This is a genomic window from Rhodococcus sp. P4_C10, assembly GCF_056402135.1.
In genome coordinates this window covers 57762-84176 of the sequence record NZ_JBFUHZ010000018.1, presented here as the reverse complement: position 1 = coordinate 84176, position 26415 = coordinate 57762, and the positions used below count along the sequence as shown (strand labels likewise).

1 protein-coding gene (cut by a window edge) is annotated in these 26415 nt (G+C 70.2%); it reads left to right on the top strand.

The features are described from left to right. Positions 1–26415, top strand: the 3' portion of a protein-coding gene (locus AC1DWC_RS14835) for a non-ribosomal peptide synthase/polyketide synthase (protein WP_477909161.1). The gene continues 306 nt to the left of window position 1, outside the view; 26415 of the gene's 26721 nt are visible here — the last part of the coding sequence; its start codon lies off the left edge, out of view; the stop codon is at positions 26413–26415.

Here is a 26415-nt window from a genome sequence, read left to right as displayed (position 1 = left end):
GACGACCCGGTCGCCGCGGCCCACGAATGGATGCACCGGAGCTACCAGATCCCGCTCGACCTCGGCGCGGATCGACTGGTCGAGACCTCCGTCCTGTGCGTGGGAGAGTCGCACTACCTCTGGTACAGCCGCATCCACCATGTCGCGCTCGACGGCTACGGCGCCATGACGATGGTCAACCGGATCGCGCACCGTTACTCGGCCTCGGTGGCCGGTCGCGAACCCGATCCGAGTCGGCCCGCCGCCCTGCACGAGCTCTGCGACCTCGACGCGCGCTACCGGAACTCCGGCCGATTCACGGGGGATCGGGCCTACTGGGCGGAGCGAGTGCAGGCAGTCGAGGGATCGAGCCTGGCCGACGAGCGGGCGCCGGCACCCGCCAGAAGTGACCTCGAGAGCGCCGTGCTGTCCGGGTCGGCCGCCGGACTGCTCCTCGATTCCGGCAAGCAGGCAACCCCGGATGCCGCGGTCACGATCATCGCCGCCTTCGCCTGCTACCTCTCCCGTCTGACGGCGAAACCCGATGTTCTCGTGCAGGTTCCGCTGTCCGGCCGGACAACCGCCTTGCTGCGCAACTCCGGCGGCATGATGGTCAGCGTTGCGCCGCTGCCGATCTCGGTCGACGAAGGAGGCGCGGTCGCGGACCTCGTGGCGCGGGTCCGGCGCGAGCTGACGGGCGCATTGCGGCATCAGCGGTGCAGTCTCGACGACATCCGCCGCGACCTGAGCACGAACGACGGCGGCCGGCTCGACGGGCCCATGGTCAACGTCATGCTCTTCCGCCAGGAAGTTCAGCTGGGCCCGCTGGTCGGCGAGTACCACATCGTCACGTCCGGTCCGGTGGACGACCTGCTGGTCAACGTGTACCCGAGCGGTGCGCCGGCCGAGGTCCTCGTCGACTTCCGGGCCAATCCCGGCCGGTACCGTGGTTCGGCGCTACACCGGCACCACCGGCAGTTCGTCGAACTGCTGGAAGAGTTCCTCGCGGCAGACCCGCAGGCGCCACTCGAAACCATCCACGGGGCGAGCTACCGCGAAGGCGAGCGGCTACGGCTCGAAGCGCAGAACCGCGAGTACTGGCAGGCACGGCTCTCGGGCCTGCCCGAACTGCTGACCTTGCCGACCGACCGGGCCCGACCCGCCGCACAGTCACTGCAGGCGGACCGCGTCGAACTCCCGATCGACGCGGGCCTCCATCGCCGAATCGCCGCGCTGGCACGCGAACACGACACCACCATTTTCGCGGTTCTGCACGCTGCGTTGGCGGTTCTGCTGAGCCGCCTCGGGAGCGTCTCCGACGTAGCGGTCGGAACGCCGGCCGCGGTGGGCGAGCGCCAGGACATCGTGGTGCTGCGCAGTCGCGTCGATCCGGACGTGTCCTTCACCGACCTCCTCGGTCGGGTTCAGGAGATCGAGCAGGAGGCGTTCGAGCACTGCGATGTTCCCTTCGATCAGCTGCCGCGGATACTCGGGATCGGTGATTCCCCAGCGTTCTCGCCGCTCGTCCAGGTGCTGTTCGAGTGCCGCGACGGGGCGGCGACCGGGCTCGGCAGGTTCGACCTGCGGGTGGCCGCGGCCGAGCACTTCACCGCCGACGGCAGCCCGTCCGGCATCACCGCAACGCTCGGGTTCGCCGTCGACCTGTTCGACCCGGCAACGGTGACCCGGCTCGGGATGCGGCTACGTCAGATCCTGGAGGCGGTGACGATCGACCCGGGGATCGACGTCGGCGACATCGACATCCTCTCCGGCAGCGAACGCGCCACCCTCGTTCCGGTTCGTGGTCCGTCGGGCAGCCCGGAACGCACGCTGCCCGAACTCTTCGCCGCCGCGGCACGAGCACATCCGGCGGGTGTCGCCCTCTCGAGTCGCGGTGTCGAGATGACGTATCGAGAACTGGACGAGCGCTCGAACCAGCTGGCGCGGGTGCTCCTCGAACGCGGTATCGGTCCGGAAGACTGTGTGGCGCTGGGCATGACCCGCTCCATCGAGTCGGTCCTGTCCATGCTGGCGGTGGCCAAGTCGGGTGCCGCGTTCGTGCCGGTGGATCCGAGGTATCCGTCCGGGCGAGTCGAGCACATGCTCGACGACTCCGGCGCCGTCGTGGGGGTCACGGTCGCCGCCGAGCGCGCCCTGCTGCCGGACACGACACCGTGGCTGGTGCTCGACGACGACGAAGTCCGGACCCGGTGCGAGACCGCGCCGGCGTCCGCCGTCACCGACGGCGAGCGGCCCCGGGCCCTCCGCATGGAGAATCCGGTATACGTGATCTACACCTCCGGCTCCACCGGCCTGCCCAAGGGCGTGTCGGTCACCCACTGCGGCCTCGAAAGCCTTGCCGCCGAGCAGCGTTCACGGTTCGGGGCGACATCGGCGTCACGGGTTCTGCACTTCTCGACGCCGAGCTTCGACGCGTCCGTCCTGGAGTATCTGCAGACGTTCGGCGCCGGCGCGACGATGGTGATCGCTGCGCCGACGATCTACGGCGGCGAGGAGTTGTCCCGGCTCCTGCGCTCGGAGCGGGTGACCCACGGATTCATCACGACCGCGGCGCTCGGAACCGTCGACCCGGACGGCCTCACCGACTTTCAGGACGTGGTTCTCGGCGGCGAGGCCTGCCCGCCGGATCTGGTGAAGCGGTGGGCTGTACCAAGTCTCCCGAGTACCCGAGGAGGGGGCCGCCGGTTGTACAACGCGTACGGGCCGACCGAGGCGACCGTCGCGTCGAACATCAGCGAACCGATGTCGCCGACCGGAGCCGTCACGTTGGGAGGTCCACTCCGGGGATTCCACGAGGTCGTCCTGGACGCACGCCTGAGGCCGGTACCGGTCGGCGTCGCAGGCGAGCTCTATCTCGCGGGCCCCGCCCTGGCCCGCGGGTATCACGGCAAACCGGCGTTGACTGGCGAGCGGTTCGTGGCCGACCCCTTCGGCGGACCGGGCGACCGGATGTACCGAACCGGTGACGTGGTGCGGTGGCGAACCGACCGCTCACTGGAGTACCTGGGCCGCAGCGACTTCCAGGTGAAGGTGCGCGGATTCCGGATCGAACCCGGCGAGATCGACACGGCCCTCCGCACCAACCCCGGCGTCCGGACCGCACTGACGGTGCCGCGAACGGCGCCGTCCGGCGACACGGTGCTGGTGTCGTACGTGCTGCCGGCGACCGGGCAGGCGGTCGCGTCCGCCGAGTTGACGGACCACGTCTCGGGGCAGTTGCCGCCGCACCTGGTTCCGTCGGCGATCGTGGTGCTGGACGAGATGCCGATGACGCCCGCGGGGAAGGTCGACCGCGAGGCGTTGCCGGTGCCGGAGTTCCTCTCGGCGGCGGCCGAGTTCCGCGCACCTGCCGGTCCGGTGGAGCAGGCCGTGGCGCGGGTCTTCGCCGACGTCCTCGGAGTGGAGCGGATCGGCCGGGGCGACAGCTTCTTCGACCTCGGAGGTAACTCTCTGGTCGCGACCCGTGTCATCGCGCGTCTCAATGCCGCGCTCGGCGTCGATCTCGGTGTGCGGACCCTGTTCGAGGCGCCGACCGTGGAGGCGCTGGCCGGATGGGTCGGTCGTACTGACGTGAGGCGCCACGACCGCCCGAACCTGGTGGCGCAGCAACGCCCCGACCGGATTCCGCTTTCGCTTGCGCAGCAGCGTGTGTGGTTCCTCAACCAGTTCGACATCTCGTCGCCGGCATACAACATTCCGATGGCGCTGCGCCTGTCCGGGACGCTCGATGTCGAGGCGCTCCGGGTGGCGGTGGGGGACGTGATCGAACGGCACGAGTCGCTTCGCACCGTGTATCCGGCGTCGGAGGACGGTCCGCATCAGGTGACAGTGCCTTCGGCGCCGGTGGTTCCGGACCTGGCGCCCAGGCTCCTCGGAGACGAGGAGGCATTGCGGGCGGAGATCGCCGAGCTGGCGTCCCGAGGCTTCGACGTGAGCGCGGAGGCACCCGTGCGTGGCGCACTGCTGCGGACCGGGCCAGACGAGCACGTCCTCATGCTGGTCGTTCACCACATCTCCGCGGACGGAGCGTCGCTCGCACCGCTGGCCCGTGACCTGGCGGTCGCCTACGCCGCGCGGGCGGCGACGCAGACGCCGGACTGGCCCCCGCTCCCACTGCAGTACGCCGACTACGGACTGTGGCAGCGGGCGGTTCTCGGCGGTGACGACGATCCCGACAGCATGATGTCGGAGCAGTTGGCGTACTGGAAGACGACGCTCTCCGGTCTCCCCGACGCCATCGCGCTGCCACTGGATCGACCGAGGCCCGCGGAGAGATCACTGCGGGGTGAGCGCGTTCGTTTCGCGCTGCCTGCGCGGTTGCATCGGGACCTGATCCTGCTGGCGCGGCGACACGACGCCACGATGTTCATGGTGATGCACGCAGCGCTGGCGGTGCTCGCGGCGCGGTTGAGCGGGTCCGCAGACATCGCACTCGGAACGCCGGTCGGGGGCCGGGGCGAAGAGGCGCTGGACGACTTGGTGGGGATGTTTGTCAACACGCTGGTGTTGCGGACCGACGTGGAGCTCGAAGCGTCGTTCGCCCAAGTGCTTTCCCGCGCACGCGAGACGGACCTCGAGGCCTTCGATCATGCCGAGGTCCCCTTCGAGAGCGTGGTCGAGGCGCTCGGGCCCGGCCGCTCGACCGCGTACTCGCCGCTCTTCCAGGTCATGTTGGAGTTCCTGAACACGGCGACACCCCGGGTGGAGTTGCCGGGACTGACGGCGGAGGTCGTCGACGTCGAATCCGGTGTGGCCAAGTTCGACCTGCAGTTGACGCTCGCGGAGGGCTACGACGACACGGGGAGCGCCGCGGGCCTCTCGGCAGAGTTCACGTTCGCGTCGGATGTCTTCGACCGCGCGACCGTGGAGGGGTTCGCCGAGCGGTTTGTCCGGGTTCTGCGGGGTGTGGTCGAGGATCCGGGCGTGCGGGTCGGTGACGTGGACGTGCTCGTCGCCGGTGAGCGGGAGTTGGTGGTCGAGCGGTGGAACGCGACGGCCCGTGCGGTGCCGGCGGGAACATTGGCGGGGTTGTTCGAGGCGCAGGTCGCGCGGACGCCGGATGCGGGCGCGGTGTCGTTCGAGGGTGCTGTGTTGTCGTATGCGGAGTTCGGTGCCCGGGTGAATCGGCTGGCGCGGTACTTGATTTCGCAGGGTGTGGGCCCGGAGTCGTTGGTGGGGGTGGCGGCGGCGCGGTCGGTGGAGATGTTGGTGGGGATCCATGCGGTGATGGCGGCGGGTGGGGCGTACGTTCCGATCGACCCGGACCAGCCTGCCGAGCGGGTGGGGTATGTGGTGGGGACGGCGGCACCGGTGTGCGTGTTGACCGCCGGAACAGATGGGTTCGAGATGCCGGGCGAGACCCCGGTTCTCGACATCGGCACCCTGGATGTTTCCGGGTTCGATCCGGGGCCGGTCACGGATGCGGAGCGCCCGGCTCCGTTGCGGCCCGACAATGCGGCCTACGTGATCTTCACGTCCGGGTCGACGGGGATGCCGAAGGGTGTCGCGGTGACGCATGCGGCGGTCGTGAATCGGCTTTTGTGGATGCAGGATCGGTATCCGTTGGATTCGACCGATGTGGTGTTGCAGAAGACTCCGGTGACGTTCGACGTGTCGGTGTGGGAGTTGTTCTGGCCGATGCTGGTGGGGGCGCGGTTGGTGGTTGCTGCGCCGGACGTTCACCGCGATCCCGTCTGTCTCGAACGCGTGATTCGCGAGGAGTCGGTCACCACAGTGCATTTCGTGCCGTCGATGCTCGAAGTGCTTCTGGCGAGCGCGGACGTCGGTGGGTGTGGATCGCTGCGGCGGGTGTTCGCCAGCGGTGAGGCGCTGTCGGCGGTGACGGCGGCGCGTCTGCTTCGGGTGAGTGGCGCCGAGTTGCACAACCTGTACGGGCCGACGGAGGCGGCGGTGGACGTGACGTTCCACGAGGTGACCGCGGCGGATGTGGTGGGTGTGCCGATCGGTGCGCCGGTGTGGAACACGCAGGTGTTCGTGTTGGACGGGCGGTTGTGTCCGGTGCCGGTGGGTGTGGCGGGGGAGTTGTACCTGGCGGGCGTGCAGTTGGCGCGGGGGTATGTCGGTCGCAGTGATCTGACGGCGGATCGGTTTGTGGCGAGTCCGTTTGTTCCCGGTGCGCGGATGTATCGCACGGGTGACCTGGTGTGCTGGAACGGTTCCGGGGAGCTGGAGTATCTGGGGCGTACGGATTTTCAGGTGAAGTTGCGGGGGCAGCGGATCGAGTTGGGGGAGATCGAGGCGGCGTTGTTGTGTCACCCGGGGGTGGCGCAGGCGGTGGTGGTGCTGCGCGGTGACGGGTCGCGTGGTGACCATCTCGCGGGGTATGTGGTGCCGGCGGCGGGGGTGCGGTTGGAGGTGCGGGCGGTTATCGGGTCGGTGGCGGCTCGGTTGCCGGGGTACATGGTGCCTGCGGTGGTCACGGTGCTGGCGGGGTTGCCGGTGACGGTGAACGGGAAGCTCGACCGAAAGGCCCTGCCCGAACCAGACTTCGGTGCGTCCGCCGCGGGTTACGTGGCCCCCCGCAGCCCGATCGAAGAGATAGTGGCCTCGGTGTACGCCGACCTGCTGGGAATCGCCAGGGTGGGCGCGCACGACAACTTCTTCACGCTCGGCGGGAACTCCCTGATCGCCACGCGACTGGTGGCGCGGATCAACGCGGCCACCTCGGGCAATGACGCCTCCTCGGGCGGAGCCTCGGGCAATGATGCAGTCCTGGGCCGGATCGGTGTTCGCGACGTGTTCGACGCCCCCACTGTGGCCGACCTGGCCGTACTGGCCCAGTCGCGCGACGGACCCGCTGCCCGTCCACCGCTGAAGCCGAGGGACGGCGGCGCGGAAGTGCCGGTTTCGCCCGCCCAGCAGCGCATGTGGTTCGTCAATCAGTTCGACACCTCGTCATCGGCCTACAACGTCGCCTTCGCGTTGAGGCTCGAGGGTCGACTCGACGTGGACGCCCTGCAGGCGGCGGTCGCCGACGTCGTCGAACGACACGAGGCCGTGCGCACCGTATTCCCGCTCACCGACGACGGACCGCGTCAGGTGGTCCTGCCGGCGCCGAGCGCGGTGCCGGACCTCGCTCCGATCACCGTGTCGGGTGAGGCCGAACTCCGCGAACGGGTACTGCGAGTGCTGTCGACAGGATTCGACGTGACCGAGCAGGTCCCGTTGCGCGCACGCCTGATGCGCCTCGACGAGGACGTGCACACGCTCGCGGTGGTGGTGCATCACATCGCGGCCGACGGTCTCTCCATGGCCCCGTTGGCCCGGGACATCATGGCGGCGTACGAAGCGCGGGTGAGCGGGTCGCCGCCGGACTGGGCCCCGCTCGAGGTGCAGTACGGCGACTACACGTTGTGGCAACGGGAGTGGTTGGGCTCGGAGTCCGATGAGGCGTCGCGTATTTCGAGTCAGCTGGCCTACTGGAGCGCCACCCTGTCGGACCTGCCCGAAGTGCTCGAGCTTCCCACCGACCGCCCCCGCCCCGCCGCTCGATCACTTCGCGGCGGCCGCGTCGAGTTCGTGATCGGCCCCGACGTCCATGCCGGTGTGGCGGCGCTGTCGCGAGAACACAACACCACCGTCTTCATGACCATGCATGCCGTGCTGGCGATCATGCTGGCCCGACTGAGCGGTTCGGAGGACATCGCCGTCGGGACGCCGACCGCCGGCCGTGGCGAGCGCGAACTCGACGACCTGGTGGGCATGTTCGTCAACACGCTCGTCCTGCGCACCCGCGTCGACGGCGGCGCCACCTTCACCGAATTCCTCGGCAGCGTCCGGGAATCCGATCTGGCTGCCTTCACCCACGCGGAAGCCCCGTTCGAGCGGGTGGTGGAGGTCCTGAGTCCCTCCCGGTCTACGGCGTACTCACCGCTCTTCCAGGTGATGTTGGAGTTCCAGGACATCGAGCGTCCCGCGCTGGAGTTGCCGGACCTGCGGGTTCGGAGCCTCGACTTCGAGATCGACACCACCAACTTCGACCTGCAGCTGACGCTGACCGAGAACGTGGACTCCGCCGGCAACCCGGCCGGCATCACCGCGGGACTCGGCTATGCGACCGACCTCTTCGACGAGGACACGGCGATCGGGTTCGCGACGCGGCTGCAGCGCATCCTCGAGACGGTCGTCGCCCGCCCCGCCTGCCGGGTGGGAGACATCGAGATCCTCGATGCCGGGGAGCGCGCCGCACTGACACCGGTGGGGGGCCCCGCCCCGGTGGCGGCACGGACCCTGCCGGACCTGTTGGCCACCGCGGCCGCGCACGATCCGGATGCCGTGGCATTGGTCTTCGAAGGGCGGGAGGTGCGCTACCGCGACCTCGACGGCCGCTCGAACCAGTTGGCCCGCCTGCTGATCGAGTGCGGTGCCGGACCGGAAGCCGTGGTCGCGCTGTGCCTGCCGCGGTCGGTCGAATCCGTTGTGGCCGTGTGGGCGGTGGCCAAGTCGGGGGCCGCCTTCCTGCCGGTGGATCCGACTCATCCGCCCGCGCGGATCGAGTACATGCTCACCGACTCCGGCGCGGTGCGGGGTGTGACGACCTCCGCGCGGCGTGCCGGACTTCCCGATGCGGCGGAGTGGCTGGTGCTCGACGAGCCTGACTTCGAGGACCGACTCTCGAGCTACCCGGCGGCGGCGATCACCGACGACCACCGGGCCGCGTCACTTCAGATCGACAACCCGGCCTACCTGATCTACACCTCGGGTTCGACCGGCAGACCCAAGGGTGTGGTCACCACGCATCGCGGCCTGTCGAACTTCGTTGTGCAGGAGAGGGAGACGTTCGCGACGACTGCGCAGTCCCGGACGCTGCATCTTGCGTCACCGAGCTTCGACGCCGCCGTCCTCGAGCTGCTGCTGGCGATCGGCGCGGCGGCCACCCTGGTGATCGTGCCGCAGTCCGTGTACGGCGGTGACGAGTTGGCGCGACTGCTGGAATCCGAGCGGATCACCCACTGCTTCGTGACTCCGGCGGCGCTGGGGTCGGTCGATCCGGCGGGTCTCCCTGATCTGGACTGTGTGGTGACGGGCGGGGAGGCGTGCCCGCCTGAACTGGTAGCTCGGTGGAGTACCCGAGAAGGTGCCCGGAGAATGTTCAACGCCTACGGGCCCACCGAGGCGACGGTGGTGGCGAGTGTCAGTGCCGCACTGGTACCGGCGGCGCCGGTCACGATCGGCACGCCGATCCGCGGTTTCGAGGTCGTCGTGCTGGACGCGCGACTGCGGCCGGTGCCCGTCGGGGTGACGGGGGAGCTGTACCTCGCCGGCCCCGCCCTCGCGCGCGGCTACCACCGACGGTTCCCGCTGACCGCGCGGCGATTCGTCGCCGGTCCCTTCGGCCCGCCGGGCAGTCGGATGTATCGCACCGGCGACCGGGTGCGCTGGACGTCCGACGGGCAGTTGGAGTACCTCGGGCGTACCGACTCCCAGGTGAAGGTCCGCGGCTTCCGGATCGAACTCGGCGAGGTCGAGTCCGCTCTGCTCGCCCATCACGACGTGGCCCAGGCCGTCACCGTGGTGTGGAACGTCGATGGCGGCGGCGATCGACTGATCGGCTACCTGGTGCCCGAACCCGGCGTGACGCTCGATTCGAGGGCCGTCCTCGACTTCGTCGGCGGCCGGTTGGCGTCGTACATGGTGCCGGCGGCGCTGGTGGTACTCGAATCACTGCCCCTGACCGTTCACGGAAAGCTGGACCGCGCAGCGCTTCCGGCGCCCGACTTCTCGGCGCCCGCGAGTCGACCGCCGAGATCCGAGACGGAGGAGCTGCTCGCCGGACTGTTCCGGGAGGTGCTCGGACTGGACTCGGTGGGGGTGGACGACTCGTTCTTCGCCCTCGGCGGCGACAGCATCATGTCGATCCAGTTGGTGGCCCGCGCCAAGGCGGCCGGTGTGATCCTCTCTCCCCGAGACGTGTTCGAACGCAGGACCGTCGCCGGCCTCGCCGAGTCCGCACGGTTCGACGGCCTCGACGCGGTGGTCCTCGACGAGCTGCCGGGCGATGGGGTCGGCGACGTGCCGCTGACGCCGGTCGCGCGGTGGATGCTCGGGCGCAGCGGCGGGCGACTCGACAGGTTCGCGCAGGCACTGCTGCTGGCGTCGCCCGCCCGTCTCACCCGGGAGGTGCTCGTTCGAGCCGTCGCGGCGGTCCTCGGCCGGCACGACATGCTCCGCGCACGACTGGTTGTCGAAGGCATGGAAGTGCTGCCGGCAGGCGCGGCGGCGGCGGAAGAGCTGGTCCGTCGGGTGCCGGTCGAGACGGTGGACGGCGACGGTTTCACCGCCCTCGCGGCCGCGGAACTCGACGCCGCGGCCGACCGCCTGGACCCGGCCGCCGCGGCCGTGCTGCGGGTGGTCTGGTTCGACGTCCCGAACCAGGCGGGGCGCCTGCTCGTGGTGGCGCATCACCTCGTGGTGGACGCTGTCTCGTGGCGCATCCTCGTCGCGGATCTGGCGTCGGCGTGCAGCCAACTCCAGGCCGGCCTGACTCCCACCCTGCCCGCGGTCGGCACCTCGATGCGGCGGTGGTCGCACGGTTTACGCGACGCCACGGCCAAACGGACGCACGAACTCGAACTGTGGGAGCGGATCCTCGAGGGACCGGATCCGCTGATCGGTTCCCGCCCACTCGATCCCGCGCGCGACGTCGACGCGACCGTCAGCTCCCTCACCGTCGACGTGCCGTCGAACGTGACGGACGCACTGCTCACCGCGCTGCCGCACGCCTTTCACGGCGGTGTGGGAGACGGGCTGCTCGCCGCGCTGGCGCTGGCACTGATCACCTGGCGCCGGGAACACGGCGTGGACCTGCCTCAGGCCCTGATCAACCTCGAGGGGCACGGCCGCGAGGAACACGTCGTCGCCGGTGCCGACCTGTCCCGCACCGTCGGCTGGTTCACCACCGTGTATCCGGCGAGTCTGGACCTCACCGGGATCGACGTCGACGACGCCATGGCCGGCGGCCCGGAGGCGGGCCGGGCGGTCAAGGCCGTCAAGGAACAGCTGCTCGCGATCCCGGACCACGGGATCGGCTTCGGAATGCTCCGCTTCCTCGACAGCGAGGTGGCGGAGTCCCTCGGACGATTCCGTTCTCCACAAGTCAGTTTCAACTATCTCGGGCGCGTCAGCACCACCGGCGACGCGGGAGACTGGCGGCCCGTTGCGGGCACCGGTCAGCTCCGTGGCACCCAGGATCCCGACCTGCCGGTCGCGTCCGTTGTCGACATCAACGCCTTCGTCGACGACAGCGCCGAGGGCCCCCGCCTGACGGCGGTGTTCGCGTTCCCGCGCGGGGTGCTGCCCGAGGCCGACGTCGCGGCGTTCGCCGAGCTGTGGCGCCGGGCCCTGGGCGGACTCGCCACCTGCGCACGTCGGCCCGGTGCGGGCGGGCTGACACCGTCCGATGCGCCGCTGGTGTCGGTGAGCCAGGGCCAGATCGAGCGGTGGGAGACGAAGTTCCCGGCGCTGCGGGACATCTGGTCGCTGTCCCCGCTGCAGGAGGGTTTGCTGTTCCATGCATCGTTGGTCGCCAGCTCGGTGGACGTGTACACGGCGCAACTGCGCATCGGCCTCGAGGGGACGGTAGATGCCGGGCGCCTGCGGGCCGCCGCGGCCGGCCTGCTCGACCGTCACCCGAACCTGCGGACCGCGTTCGTCTACGACGCCGACGGGGTGCCCGCTCAGCTGGTCGTCGACGAGGTGGTGGTGCCGTGGCGGGAGGTGGATCTCACCGGCCGCGGACCCGCCACCGAGGCAGACCTCGAACAAGCACTCGGCGAGGACCGAGGCGCCCCGTTCGACCTCGCCGCACCTCCGCTGCTGCGGCTGACGCTCTTCCGTACCGCACCGCGGCGATGGGTACTGGCGCTGACCAATCACCACATCGTCCTGGACGGCTGGTCGATGCCGGTGCTGGTCCGAGAACTCCTGGAACGCTACGTCGCCGGCGGTACCCCGGTCGGTCTGCCGGAGACCGGGTACCGCACCTACCTGGGCTGGCTGGCGACGCGGAACCACGACGAGGCGGCCCGCGCCTGGGGCAGTGCGCTCGACGGCCTCGCGGAGCCGACGCTGCTGGCGCCGCAGACGCCCGCGGGGTCCAACGGCGTGCCCGAGGAAATCGACATCGAGCTGCCCGCCGAGGTGCTCGGCGCGCTCGCCGCGGTGGTCCGTCGCGGGGGGATCACCGTCAACACGGTGGTTCAGGTGGCGTGGGGGATGCTGTTGTCCCGGTTGCTCTCCCGCGACGACGTGGTCTTCGGTGCCACCGTCTCCGGCCGTCCGCCACAGCTGTCCGGTGTGGAGAACATGTTGGGGCTTTTCATCAACACGGTGCCGGTGCGCGTGCGGGTGGACCCGGACGAGAGTGTCGCGGAGTTGCTCACCCGGGTGCAGGCGGAGCAGGCGTCCCTGCTCGACCATCATCACCTCGGGCTCGGTGACATCCAGTCGCGGGTGGGCCTGGGCAACCTGTTCGACACGCTGTCGGTGTTCGAGTCGTATCCGGTCGACACGTCGGGTCTCGGCGAAGACACCGACATCGCGGGCATGCGGGTGACGGACTTCGAGGCCCGCGACGCCACGCACTACCCCGTCACCCTGCTGTCGATCCTGGAACCGACGCTGCGGCTGAGCCTGCGCTACCAGCCAGGAGCATTCGACCGGGCAACGGCGGAAGGATTCGCGGAGCGTTTTGTCCGGGTTCTGCGGGGTGTGGTCGAGGATCCGGACACCCCGGTCGGTGCGGTCGACTGCTTCGTGCCCGGTGAGCGGGAGTTGGTGGTCGAGCGGTGGAACGCGACGGAGCGTGCGGTGCCGGCCGCGACCCTGCCTGGGTTGTTCGAGGTGCAGGTGGCGCGGACTCCGGACGCGGTGGCGGTGTCGTTCGAGGGTGAGTCTCAGACCTACGGAGAGTTCTCCTCTCGGGTGAACCGGCTGGCGCGGCAGCTGATCTCGATGGGTGTGGGTCCGGAGTCGACGGTGGCGCTGGCGATGCGTCGGTCGCCGGACCTGCTGGTCGGGATCTACGCGGTGCAGGCCGCCGGCGGCGCGTACGTGCCGGTGGACCCGGACGAGCCGGCGGAGCGGATCGGACACGTGCTAGAGACCGCCGCGCCGGTGTGCGTGCTGAGTACCGCGCGGGACGAGTTCGGCGGCGGCGGAGCGCGGCCGGTGCTGCTGGTCGACGAGCTGGACCTCTCGGACGTGCGCGACGGACTGATCGTGGACGCCGAGCGGCGTGCTCCGCTGGTGCCGTCGAACACGGCGTACGTGATCTTCACGTCGGGGTCGACGGGGATGCCGAAGGGTGTCGCGGTGACGCATGCGGCGGTCGTGAATCGGCTTTTGTGGATGCAGGATCGGTATCCGTTGGACTCGACCGATGTGGTGTTGCAGAAGACTCCGGTGACGTTCGACGTGTCGGTGTGGGAGTTGTTCTGGCCGTTGCAGGTTGGTGCTCGTCTGGTGGTTGCGGTGCCGGGTGGGCATCGGGACCCGGGGTACCTGGCTCGGGTGGTTGCCGAGGAGTCGGTCACGACAGTGCACTTCGTGCCGTCGATGCTGGCGGTGTTCGTGGCGGAGCCGTCGGCGGTGGAATGCGCGACGTTGCGGCGGGTGTTTGCGTCGGGTGAGGCGTTGCCGGCGGAGACCGCCGTGCGGTTGCGGGAGATCCTTCCGACGGTGCGGTTGCACAACCTGTACGGGCCGACGGAGGCGGCGGTGGACGTGACGTTCCACGAGGTGACCGCGGCGGACGAGGTGGGTGTGCCGATCGGTGCGCCGGTGTGGAACACGCAGGTGTTCGTGTTGGACGGGCGGTTGTGTCCGGTGCCGGTGGGGGTGGCGGGGGAGTTGTATCTGGGCGGTGTGCAGTTGGCGCGGGGGTATGTCGGTCGGTCTGATCTGACGGCGGATCGGTTTGTGGCGAACCCGTTCGGGGGCGGGACGCGGTTGTATCGCACGGGTGACCTGGTGTGCTGGAACGGTTCCGGGGAGCTGGAGTATCTGGGGCGTACGGATTTTCAGGTGAAGTTGCGGGGGCAGCGGATCGAGTTGGGGGAGATCGAGGCGGCGTTGTTGCGTCACCCGGGGGTGGCGCAGGCGGTGGTGGTGCTGCGCGGTGACCATCTCGCGGGGTATGTGGTGCCGGCGGCGGGGGTGCGGTTGGAGGGTCGGGCGGTTCTCGGGTCGGTGGCGGCTCGGTTGCCGGGGTACATGGTGCCTGCGGTGGTCACGGTGCTTGCTGGGTTGCCGGTGACGGTGAACGGGAAGCTCGACCGCAAGGCCCTGCCTGAAACGGAATTCACTGCCACCGCGTACCGCGCCCCGGCCACGCCCACAGAGCAGGCGGTGGCCAGGGCCTTCGCCGACGTCACCGGCGCCGAACGCGTCGGTGCGGACGACAGCTTCTTCGAGCTGGGCGGCGACTCGCTCAGCGCCGCCCGGGCGGTGGCACGCATCAACAGTGCACTCGACACGAATCTGGGTGTGGCTGCGTTCTTCGACGCGCCGGTGGTGTCCGACCTGGCCGCCGCGATCGAGTCGACCACGACGACGAGTTCCACCGCGCCGGTGCTCGCCGCCGGGCCCCTCATTTCAAGGTCCCTCATTTCAAGGTCGCGGCCCGATTGGATTCCACTCTCGCTCGCGCAGCAGCGTATGTGGTTCGTCAACCAGTTCGACACCTCCTCGCCGGCGTACAACGTCCCGGTCGCCCTGCAGTTGGACGGGGCGGTGGACGTCGAGGCGTTGCAAGCGGCGCTCGGTGACGTCGCGGAGCGGCACGAGGCGCTGCGAACCGTGTTTCCCGGCTCCGCCGCCGGACCCCGGCAGGTGATCCTCGACCCGGCCGTCGGCGGCCCCGAGTTACGCCCGGTACCCGTTGCGCAACACGAACTTCGAGACACGCTCACCGACTTCTTCGGAACGGGATTCGACGTCACCGACGAGCTTCCGATCCGGGTCAGGTTGCTCAGGCTCGACCATGATCGGCACGTCCTGGCCATCGTCGTGCACCACATTGCGGCCGACGGCTTCTCGATGACACCGCTGGCACGGGACGTGATGGTGGCCTACACGGCGCGAACCCAGCAGCGGGCGCCCGACTGGGCGCCGCTCCCCGTGCAGTACGCCGACTACAGCCTCTGGCAGCGGGAGGCACTGGGCACCGAGCTTCTGAACACACGGGCGCAGCCCGATTCGGTGATTTCCGGTCAGCTGGACTACTGGACCCGGACGCTGTCGGGCGTCCCCGCGGTGCTGGCGCTGCCGTTGGACCGGCCGCGGCCGGTGCAGCGGTCCTTCGACGGCGAGGTTGTCGCGTTCGAGATCTCGCCGTCCGTGCATCATGCACTGACCGACCTTGCACGCCAGAGTCATTCGACGGTGTTCATGGTGGTGCACGCGGCGTTTGCGGTGCTGCTGGCCAGGTTGTCGGGATCGGACGACGTGGTGGTGGGGACGCCGATCGCGGGCCGCGGCCACGCCGAACTCGACGACATGGTGGGGATGTTCGTCAACACGCTGGTGTTGCGCACCCCGGTGGCGGCGGGATCGTCGTTCGCCGGCCTGCTCGCCGAGGTGCGGTCGGCGGACCTCGGTGCGTTCGAGCACTCGCAAATGCCCTTCGAGCGGCTGGTGGACGAACTCGCACCTGACCGGTCCACCGCGCACACCCCGCTGTTCCAGGTGATGCTCGAATTCCAGAACGCCACCCGTACGCGCCTCGAACTGGCAGGGCTGACCGCCCGGTCGCTCGACGTCGACCTGGCGGTGGCGAAGTTCGACCTGCAGCTGAGCCTCGCGGAGCGGGTCGACGAGGACGGGGCGCCGGCGGGGATCGGTGCCGGCTTCCGTTACGCCACAGATGTGTTCGACCGGCGGTCGGTCGAGGCCTTCGCGGAGCGCTTCAGACGGGTGGTCGAGGCCGTGGCCGCGGACCCGACCGTGCCCGTGGGCGACATCGACGTCCTGCGTGCGGACGAACGCGAGTTCCTGCTTCGCTCGGCCCACCGACCCGGAACCCACTTCGCCGCGGTGTCGTTGGCGGACCTGTTCGACCGGTCGGTGGCATCGGCCGGCGACGCCGTCGCGGTGCGCTGCGACGGTGCATCAGAGACCTACCGGGAACTCGACCGGCGGGCGAACCGGCTCGCGAGACTGCTCGTGGCACAGGGGGTGGGCCCGGAAACGCTGGTGGCCGTGGGCATGACGCGGTCGATCGACTTGGTGGTGGCGCTGCTGGCGGTGGTGAAGTCGGGTGCCGGTTACCTCCCGGTGGACGTGGGCTCACCGGCGGAGCGGCTGACCTACCTGTTCGGCGATGCCCGGCCGCGGTGTGTGCTCACCACGACCGCGGACACTCAGGCGGTCGGCATCGGTGAGGTCCCGGTGGTGGTCGTGGACGATCCGGAGACCTTGACGGCGCTGCGGCGCTTCTCGCCTCTGCCCGTGACCGACGCGGACCGGAGGCGCCCGCTGCGGCCGGACTCGGTGGCGTACGTGATCTACACCTCCGGTTCGACCGGGCGGCCGAAGGGCGTGGCGGTCACGCATCGCAACGTGGTCGCGTTGCTGGCGAACACGCAGCCGCTGTTCGGGTTCGGGCCGGCCGACGTGTGGACGATGTTCCATTCCGCCGCCTTCGACTTCTCGGTGTGGGAGATGTGGGGCGCGCTCGCACACGGCGGACGGCTGGTGCTGGTGGACTACTTCACCGCGCGCACGCCCGACAGGTTCCTCGAGCTCCTGCACGACGAACACGTCACGGTCGTCAATCAGACCCCCACCGCCTTCTACCAGTTGGCGGAGGCGGATCGTCTCGCCGACGGTCCCGGACTGTGCCTGCGCTACGTGATCCTCGGCGGGGAGGCCCTCGACTTCGGGCAGCTGGCACGCTGGCACGCGCGCCGGGGCTACTCGGCGCCGGCGCTGGTCAACATGTACGGCATCACGGAGACGACGGTGCATGTCAGCCATCTGCCGATCGACCCGGACCGTGACAGCGCGGAGTCCGCATCGGTGATCGGCCGGGGGCTGCCCGGGCTGCGGGTCCACGTGCTCGACGGACGACTGCATCCGGTGCCGCCCGGCGTGGTCGGGGAGATGTACGTCTCCGGGGCGCAGCTCTCGCGCGGGTACCTCGGGCGGCCCGACCTCACGTCCACGCGATTCGTCGCGGACCCCTTCGCCCCAGGCTCGCGGATGTACCGGTCCGGGGACCTGGGCCGGTGGAACGGGAACGGACAGCTGGAGTACCTCGGCCGCAACGACCTCCAGGTGCAGGTGAAGGGCTACCGAATCGAAGTCGGGGAGGTGGAGACGGCCCTGCTCGCGTGCGAGGGGGTGGCGCAGGCGGCGGTGACGGTGCGCGCGGATCCGGTGCTGGGGGATCGACTGGTGGGGTACGTGGTGCCGCAGACCGGCCTCGCGACCGACCCCACCGTGCTCATTGATGCGGTCGCACAGCGGCTGGCGCCGCACATGGTTCCGGCCGCGGTGGTGGTTCTCGACACGATGCCGCTGACGGTGAACGGCAAACTCGACCGGAAAGCGCTGCCCGAACCGGACTTCGGGCAGCGGGCGACCGCCGGCCGCAGCCCGGTCGGCGAGCGGGAACGTATCCTCGCCGACCTGGTCGCGGAGGTCCTCGGCCTCGACTCGGTCGGCGTCGACGACTCGTTCTTCGCCATCGGCGGCGATTCGATCATGTCCATCCAGTTGGTCACCCGTGCGAAGGCGGCCGGGATCCTGATCTCGCCCCGCGACGTGTTCGAGCGTAAGACCGTTGCGGGACTGGCCCAGGTGGCCGAGTCGGGTGAGGAGAGCGTCGTCCTCGACGAACTGCCCGGCGGCGGCGTCGGGGAGATACCGCTGACACCGATCGCGACGTGGATGCTCGGCCGCGGCGGGGACTTCCGTCGCTATGCGCAGTCCGCACTGTTCGCCGTTCCCGCGGCGTTGGAGGAAGCCACCCTGGCGCGGGCGGTGCAGGCCGTGCTGGACCGGCACGACCTCCTCCGGGCGCGGCTGCGGCGCACCGCCGGTGCCGAGCGGGGCTGGTCGATGGAGGCGCGAGCCGCAGGGTCGGTGCGGGCGGCCACGGTGCTCCGCCGCGCCCGGACGGACGATGTCGGCGCCGAACTCGACGCCGCGCTCGACCGTCTCGACCCGGAGTCCGGCGTGATGATGCAGGCGGTGTGGCTCGACGCGGGCGACGGTCCGGGCCGGCTGCTGATCACCGTTCATCATCTGGCGATCGACGGTGTGTCCTGGCGGATCCTGATGCCGGACCTCGCCACGGCGTACGCACAACTGCGGGCCGGCACGCCACCGACGCTGGAGCCGACCGGGACCTCGATGCGCCGGTGGGCGTACGCCCTCACCGACGCCGCACGCGAACCCCAGCGATCCGCCGAAGTCGAACTGTGGCAACGGATGCTGGACACGCCGGATCCGGCACTGGGGTCGCGCCCGGTGGCGGCGTCGGACACCGCTGCCACCGCGGCGGATGTCGAGGTGCGAGTTCCCGCCGCGCTGACCGAGACGATTCTGACGACCGTGCCGCGGGCATTCCACGCGGGCGTGGGGGACGGGCTGTTGACGGCGCTGGCCATGGCCCTGATCCGGTGGCGGCGGCGCCGCGGGGTCGACCTCGCCGAGGCGCTGGTGAGTCTCGAGGGGCACGGCCGCGAAGAGCAGGTGGCCCCGGGGGCGGATCTCGCCCGGACCGTCGGTTGGTTCACCACCATCTTCCCGGTTCGACTCGAGCTGAGCGGTGTGGACCTCGACGACGCGTTCGCCGGGGGACCGTCGGCGGGGGACGCGATGAAGGCGGTCAAGGAGCAGCTCCTCGCCGTTCCCGACCACGGCATCGGTTTCGGGCTGCTCCGGTACCTGAACAGCGGGAGTGCCCAGGCGCTTTCGCCGCGGCCGCTGCCCCAGGTCAGCTTCAACTACCTCGGCAGGCTGGCCCGGAATACCGCCGCGTCCGCGGAGGGGTGGTCGCCGATCGAGGAACCCGGACTGCGCGGGGCCTCGAAGGCCTCGAAGGCCGCGATGCCCGTCGCGGCCGTCGTCGACGTCAACGCGCTGACCGTCGACACCGATGACGGGCCCCGGCTGAAAGCCACGTGGACGTACCCGCCGGGTGTCCTGCAACGGGAGGAGGTGGAGGAGCTCGCGCAGCTGTGGATGCAGGCGCTCGCCGGGCTCGGTGCCCACGCCGAGTCGGGCGGCGGCGGGTTCACGCCGTCGGACTTCGATCTCGTCGACCTTCGCCAGGATGCGCTCGAGGCGCTGGAGAGCCGCTGCCGCGACCTGACCGATGTGTGGCCGCTCTCGCCCCTGCAGGCCGGCATGCTCTTCCACGCCGAGTTGGCCGACGAGTCCGTCGACGCCTACCTGGTGCAGGTCAGCCTCGACCTCGTCGGCGTGGTGGACCCGCCTCGCCTGCGGCGCGCCACCGACGCCCTGCTGGACCGGCACGCGAACCTGCGGGTCGCCTTCCTACGCGACCCCGGGGGCAACGCGGTTCAAGTTGTCCGGCAACGGGTGCGGGCGCCCTGGACCGAGGTCGACCTGACTGCCCTCGACGACAGTGCGGCGGAGTCGGAGTTTCAGCGACTGCTGGCGCAGGACCGGGTCCGCCCGTTCGACATGGCGAGCGCCCCGCTGATCCGGTTCATGCTGATCGCGACCGCGCCGAACCGGTACCGGCTGGTGTCGACCAACCATCACATCGTGCTCGACGGCTGGTCGATGCCACTGCTGGTCAAGGAATTGCTGACGCTCTACGCCACCGACGCCGACCCGTCTGCGCTGCCAAGGGTGCGCGGGTACCGCGACTACCTGGCGTGGCTGAGGAACCGCGATGACGGCGCCGCCGCGCAGGCGTGGGCTCTGGCCCTCGCCGGGGTGGAGGGTCCGACGTTGCTCACCCCGGCGGACCGAGGCCGGCGGCTGTCCACGATCACCCAGGAGTGGGTGTTCGACCTGGACGAGGAGCGCACCACCCGCCTGCGCGTGCTCGCACGGTCTCGCGGACTGACCGTCAACACCCTCGTGCAGGTGTCGTGGGGGATCGTGCTCGCCGCGTTGACCGGTCGCGACGACGTGGTGTTCGGTGCCATCGTCTCGGGACGTCCGCCCGACCTGGCCGGCATCGAGACGATGATCGGACTGTTCATCAACACCCTGCCCGTCCGGATCAGGCTGCGCCCCGGCGAGACGGTGGGCGCCCTGCTCGAACGCGTGCAGGCCGAGCAGACGGCGTTGTTGGATCACCACTACACCGGCCTGGCCGAGATCTCGAGCTCCGCGGGGCCGGAGGTCGGATTCGACACGTTGACCGTGTTCGAGTCGTATCCCGTTGACCGCGAAGGGCTGTCGACCGACACCGACATCGCCGGGATGCGTGTCGACGGGGTGCAGGCGCGCGACGCCGCCCACTACCCGCTGAGTCTGGTGGCGTCCGTCGACTCTCGGCTGCGCCTCAAATTCGAGTACCTGCCCGACATCTTCGACGTCGACACCGTCGACGGCATCGCCGGGCGCGTGCTGCGGGTGCTCGACGCCTGTGCCCGCCCGGACCGGCCGCTGGCCGCGCTGTCGCTGCTGACGGACCGAGAACGCGCCGACCTCGTTCCGGTCCGCGGCGGTCCCGGCGGGTCGCCCCGCACCCTGCCGCAGATACTCGTCGAGGCGGCGGCGCTCGACCCGGACGCGACCGCGCTGTCCTACCTCGACGAGGACGTGAGCTACCGCGACCTGGACGAGCGGTCGAATCGTCTTGCCCGCGCACTCCTCGCGCGTGGTGTGGGCCCGGAGACCTTCGTCGCCATCGGGATACCGCGGTCCGTCGACTCGGTGCACGCGGTGTGGGCGGTGGCCAAGACGGGGGCGGCCTTCGTCCCGATCGACCCGAACTACCCCGACGAGCGGGTCGTCCACATGCTCCTCGACTCCGGGGCGAGAATCGGCGTGACCACGGCCGAACACCGGGACCGGCTACCGGATGCCGCACGCTGGCTGGTCCTCGACGATCCCGACTTCGTGAGCGAATGCGCTCGGCATTCCGCCGGGCCGGTGACCGATGCCGATCGAACCGGTCCGGTCCTGCTGGACACCGCCGCGTACGTCGTCTACACCTCGGGTTCGACGGGCCGGCCCAAGGGTGTGGTGGTGACCCACCGCGGACTCGACAACTTTGCCCGGGACCAACTCGAACGCTTCGGGGCAACTCCGAGGTCTCGCACGCTGCACTTCTCCACGCCGAGTTTCGACGGGTCGGTGTTCGAGTACCTGCAGGCCTTCGGCGCCGGCGCGACGATGGTGATCGCGCCGCCAACCGTGTTCGGCGGCGAGGACCTCGCGCGGCTGCTGGCCGAGCGGGAGGTCACCCACGCCTTCATCACCACCGCGGCGCTGGCATCGGTCGATCCTGTTGGGCTCGAACATCTCTCTGAGGTGGTGTTCGGCGGTGAGGCGTGCCCACCCGACCTCGTGGCCCGCTGGGCCGCGCCCGGTGCAGGGGAGCGCCGGTTGTACAACGCCTACGGGCCGACCGAGACGACGGTGATGTCCAACATCAGCGAACCGATGGTCGCGGGCGCGCCGATCACGGTCGGCGGGCCCATCCGCGGTGTGCGGGAACTGGTGCTCGACACCAGACTTCAGCCGGTCCCCGCGGGAGTTCCGGGCGAGTTGTACCTCGCCGGGGTGGGTCTGGCCCGCGGCTACCACCGCAGGCCGGCACTGACCGCCGAGCGGTTCGTGGCCGATCCCTCCAGCCCCGGGACGAGGATGTACCGCACCGGCGACATCGTGCGGTGGACGGCGGACGGGAGCGTCGAGTACGTGGGCCGCAGCGACTTCCAGGTGAAGGTGCGCGGGTTCCGCGTCGAACTCGGCGAGATCGACGCCACGCTCATGTCGGAGCCGAACGTCGGGTTTGCTGCCACACTCGCGGACCACGGCGCGGCGGGCGACACCCTGCTGGCGTCCTATGTGGTGCCGACGTCGGGCCGGTCGCTCGACACCGCCGAGCTCGCCCGACGACTGGCGGACCGGTTGCCGTCGCACATGGTGCCCGCCTCGATCACGGTGCTCGACCACATTCCCCTGACGGCGGTCGGCAAGCTGGACCGCACGGCACTGCCGAAACCCGACCTCCTTTCCCGGACAGGGCAGTACCGTCCGCCGAGCGGTCCGGTCGAGGAGGCCGTGGCAGACGTCTTCGCGGAGGTGCTGGGCCTCGCTCGGGTCGGTGTCGACGCCGGGTTCTTCGACCTCGGCGGCAATTCCCTGAGCGCCACCAGGGTGATGGCGCGACTGCGGGCGTCGCTGGGCACCGGCTGCGGGGTGCGCGACCTCTTCGAGGCGCCCACGGTCGCATCGTTGGCCGCCCGGATCGGACACGGCGGTGCGCGCACGTCCGAACGTCCGGTGCTCGCGGCCCGTACCCGGCCCGAGGACATTCCGCTGTCGTTCGCGCAGCAGCGGATGTGGTTCGTCAACCAGTTCGACACCGCCTCGGCCGCATACAACATCCCGATCGTGGTGCGACTCGGCGGTGAGCTCGATGTGCGAGCGTTGAACTCGGCGCTCGCCGATGTCGTCGCCCGGCACGAGTCGTTGCGCACGGTGTTCCCGGTCCGCGGGGACTGGCCGGTCCAGCAGATACTGCCGGCCGAGGCTGCCGCGCCCGCCCTGGTCCCCGTCCCCGTCTCCGGGGAGCGCGGGTTGCGGTCGGGGCTGGCCCGGCTGGTCTCGGCCGGTTTCGATGTCACAGCGGGGATTCCGCTGCGGGCCGGACTGTTCTCGCTCGACTCCGCCGAGCACGTACTCGCCGTCGTGGTTCATCACATCTCGGCAGACGGGTTCTCGATGGTGCCGCTGGTGCGTGACGTGATGACGGCCTACGCTGCCCGCGCCCGCGGCGGCGAGCCCGAGTGGGCGCCGCTGCCGGTGCAGTACGCCGACTACTCCCTGTGGCAGCGGGAGCTGCTGGGCTCGGCCGACGATCCCCAGTCGTTGCTCTCCGGTCAACTCGACTACTGGACGACCGCGCTGGCGGAGATGCCGGATCTCCTCGAACTCCCCACCGACCGAGACCGTCCCGCCCAGCAGACCTTCCGCGGTGCGCGCATCCACTTCACGGTCGACCGGGACCTGCACCGACGCGTCAGGGAGCTGTCGAGAAGTCTTCGCTGCACCGAGTTCATGACCGCGCACGCCGCCCTGGCGCTGCTGCTCAGTCGGCTCGGCGGCACCCCGGACGTGGCCGTCGGCACCCCGATCGCCGGCCGGGGCGAGCCCGTCCTCGACGATCTGGTCGGCATGTTCGTGGGCACCCTCGCCCTGCGCACGCAGGTGGACGCCGCCGGGTCGTTCACCGCCCTGGCGGCGCACTGCCGCGAGGTCGACCTCGGGGCCTTCGCGCACGCAGAGGTCCCCTTCGAACGGGTGGTGGAGGCGATCGGGCCGGCTCGTTCGACGGCGTACTCGCCGATTGTCCAGGTGTCACTGGAATTTCAGAACAACGAGCGACCGGTCCTGGCCCTGCCGGGGCTCGAGGTCCACGCGGTCGACCCCGAACTCGACGTGGTCAAGGTCGATCTCGAATTCATCCTGGCGGAGGAGTTCGATGCCGGCGGTGCGCCGGCCGGGATGACCGGCGCCATCGACTACGCCACCGACCTCTTCGACGCCGACACCGTCGAAGGGTTCGCCGACCGGTTCGTGCGGATCCTCGACGCGGTGACCGAGAACCCTGACCGGCCGGTCGGGGACCTCCCGCTCCTCGGCGAGATGGAGCTTCGCGAGATGGTGCCGGCACACGGGGCGCCGGAGGTGTGCCCGCAGCGCTTGCCTGACCTACTGACGGCGGCCGCCGCGCTGGACCCGAATGCGGTGGCCCTGTCCTACGAAGACCGGCGGATCAGCTACCGCGAGCTCGACGAGTGGTCCAACCGGCTGGCGCGGGTCCTGCGCGACCGCGGGGCGGGACCGGAGACCTTCGTGGCGCTGGGAATGACCCGGTCGATCGAGGACGTGGCCGCGATCTGGGCGGTGGCCAAGGCCGGGGCGGCCTTCGTGCCCGTCGATCCGGCCTACCCCCGTGATCGCATCGACTACATGCTCACCGACTGCCGGGCCGCACTCGGGCTCACCGTGAGTGGCAGCCGGAGCAACCTGCCCGACACCGTGGAGTGGCTGGTGCTCGACGACGAGGACTTCGCCGAGCGGGTGGTGGCGATGCCGTCGGCGCCGGTCACCGACGAGGACCGGACGACTCCGCTGTACCTCGCGCACCCGGCGTATCTCATCTACACATCCGGCTCGACGGGACGGCCGAAGGGGGTGACCGTCACGCACCGGGGCCTGGCCAACTTCACCGCGGAAACTCGTGAACGCTTCCAGGTCGCCCACGACTCCCGGGTGTCGCAGCTGGCCTCCCCGAGTTTCGACGCGTCGGTGTTCGAGCTGATGATGGCGTTCAGCGCGTCGGCCCGGGTCGTCATCGTCCCGCCCACGGTCTACGGCGGCAGTGAGCTGGCGGATCTGCTTCGTCGCGAACAGGTGACCCACACGACCATCACGCCGACCGCGCTGGCGGCGTTGGGTGACGACGGGCTCGAGGCCTTGCGTGTCCTCGACCTGGTGGGTGAGGCCTCCCCGCCGGAGGTGGTCGCGCAGTGGGCGCCCGGCCGGAGCCTGCACAGCGGGTACGGGCCCACGGAGACCACCGTCCAGGCGAGTGTCAGCGCCCCCATGCGTCCCGGCGAGGACGTGAACATCGGTTCGCCCGCACTGGGATTCGGGTTCCTGGTCCTCGACGAGCGACTGCAGCCCGTCCCGGTGGGGGTGCCCGGCGAGTTGTACATCACCGGGCCGGGCATGGCTCGCGGGTACCACGACCGGGCGGCGCTCACCGCGGATCGCTTCGTGTCCTGCCCCTTCGGCGAGCCGGGCGGCCGGATGTACCGGACGGGTGACGTGGTGCGGTGGCATGCCAACCACACGCTCGAGTACATCGGCCGCAGCGACTTCCAGGTGAAGGTGCGTGGCTTCCGCATCGAACTCGGGGAGATCGACGCGGTGCTCACCCGCCATCCGGCGGTCGACTTCGCCGCCACCGTGGGGTACACCGGCCCGTCCGGCCACACCGTGCTCGCCTCGTACGTGCGGACCGTCGGCGGGCGGGAGGTGGAGCCCGCGGAACTGCGCACCTACGCGGCGGAGCGACTGCCCGCGCACATGGTGCCGTCCGCGGTGACGGTCCTCGACCGGATTCCGATGACCCCGGTGGGCAAGCTCGACCGGAAGGCGTTGCCCGCGCCCGAGTTCGGTTCCACGGCGGCCGAGTTCCGGGCCCCGGTCACGGAGGCCGAGCGCACCGTCGTCGACGTCTTCGCGGACGTGCTCGGGCTGGATCGGGTGGGCACCGCCGACAGCTTCTTCGACCTCGGTGGGACCTCCCTGGTCGCCACCAGGATCGTCGGCGCGCTGCAGGCCCGGACCGACCGGCGGGTCCCGCTGCAATGGCTGTTCCTCGACCCCACCCCGGCAGGCCTGGCCCGACGCCTCGACACCCCGGCGCGGAGTGTCGAGGCGGAAGCGGCCCTGGCCGTGGTGATTCCGCTGCGCACGCAGGGGAGCGGGCCGCCGTTGTTCTGCGTGCATCCGGGGATCGGGCTGTCCTGGGGTTACGCCGGGCTGATGCGGTACCTGCCGCCGGACCGGCCCGCGTATGGCCTGCAGTTGCCCACGATCAGCGGTGACGGTGAGTACCGGTCGATCGAACAACTCGCCCGCCGCTACGTCGAGGAGATCCGGGGCATCGCGCCCACCGGCCCGTACCACCTGCTCGGCTGGTCGCTCGGCGGGGTCATCGCGCACGCCATGGCCGTCGAACTGCAGAGCGCCGGCGAAGAAGTCGCCACCCTGGCCGTGATGGACAGTTACCCCGACGACGGCGAGGACCCGCCGCCGCGCCGACTGGAGGTACGGGACCTCCTGCGCGGGCTGGGGCTCGAGACCGACACCGGCGGCGAGCTGACCTACGAACGGGCCGCGCACCTGATCGACGAGGCGTTCGGGGCCGAGACCGGAGTGCGGGGGCGAGACCTCGAGCGGATCGCCGCGGGATACGAGAACTCGACGCGGCTCGCACACCACTTCGTCCCCGGGGTGTACGACGGGGACCTGCTCGTCTTCCCGGCCACGCGTGACGGGGACGGCGCGACCCGGGCGCGGTCGGCGAACGAGTGGCGCCCGCTCGTGACCGGCCGGATCGACGAGCAACCCGTGGACTGCGGGCACAACGAGATGATCGAACCGCAGGCACTGGCGATCATCGGGCCCGCGCTGGCCCGCGCACTCTCGGCGGGTACGTGA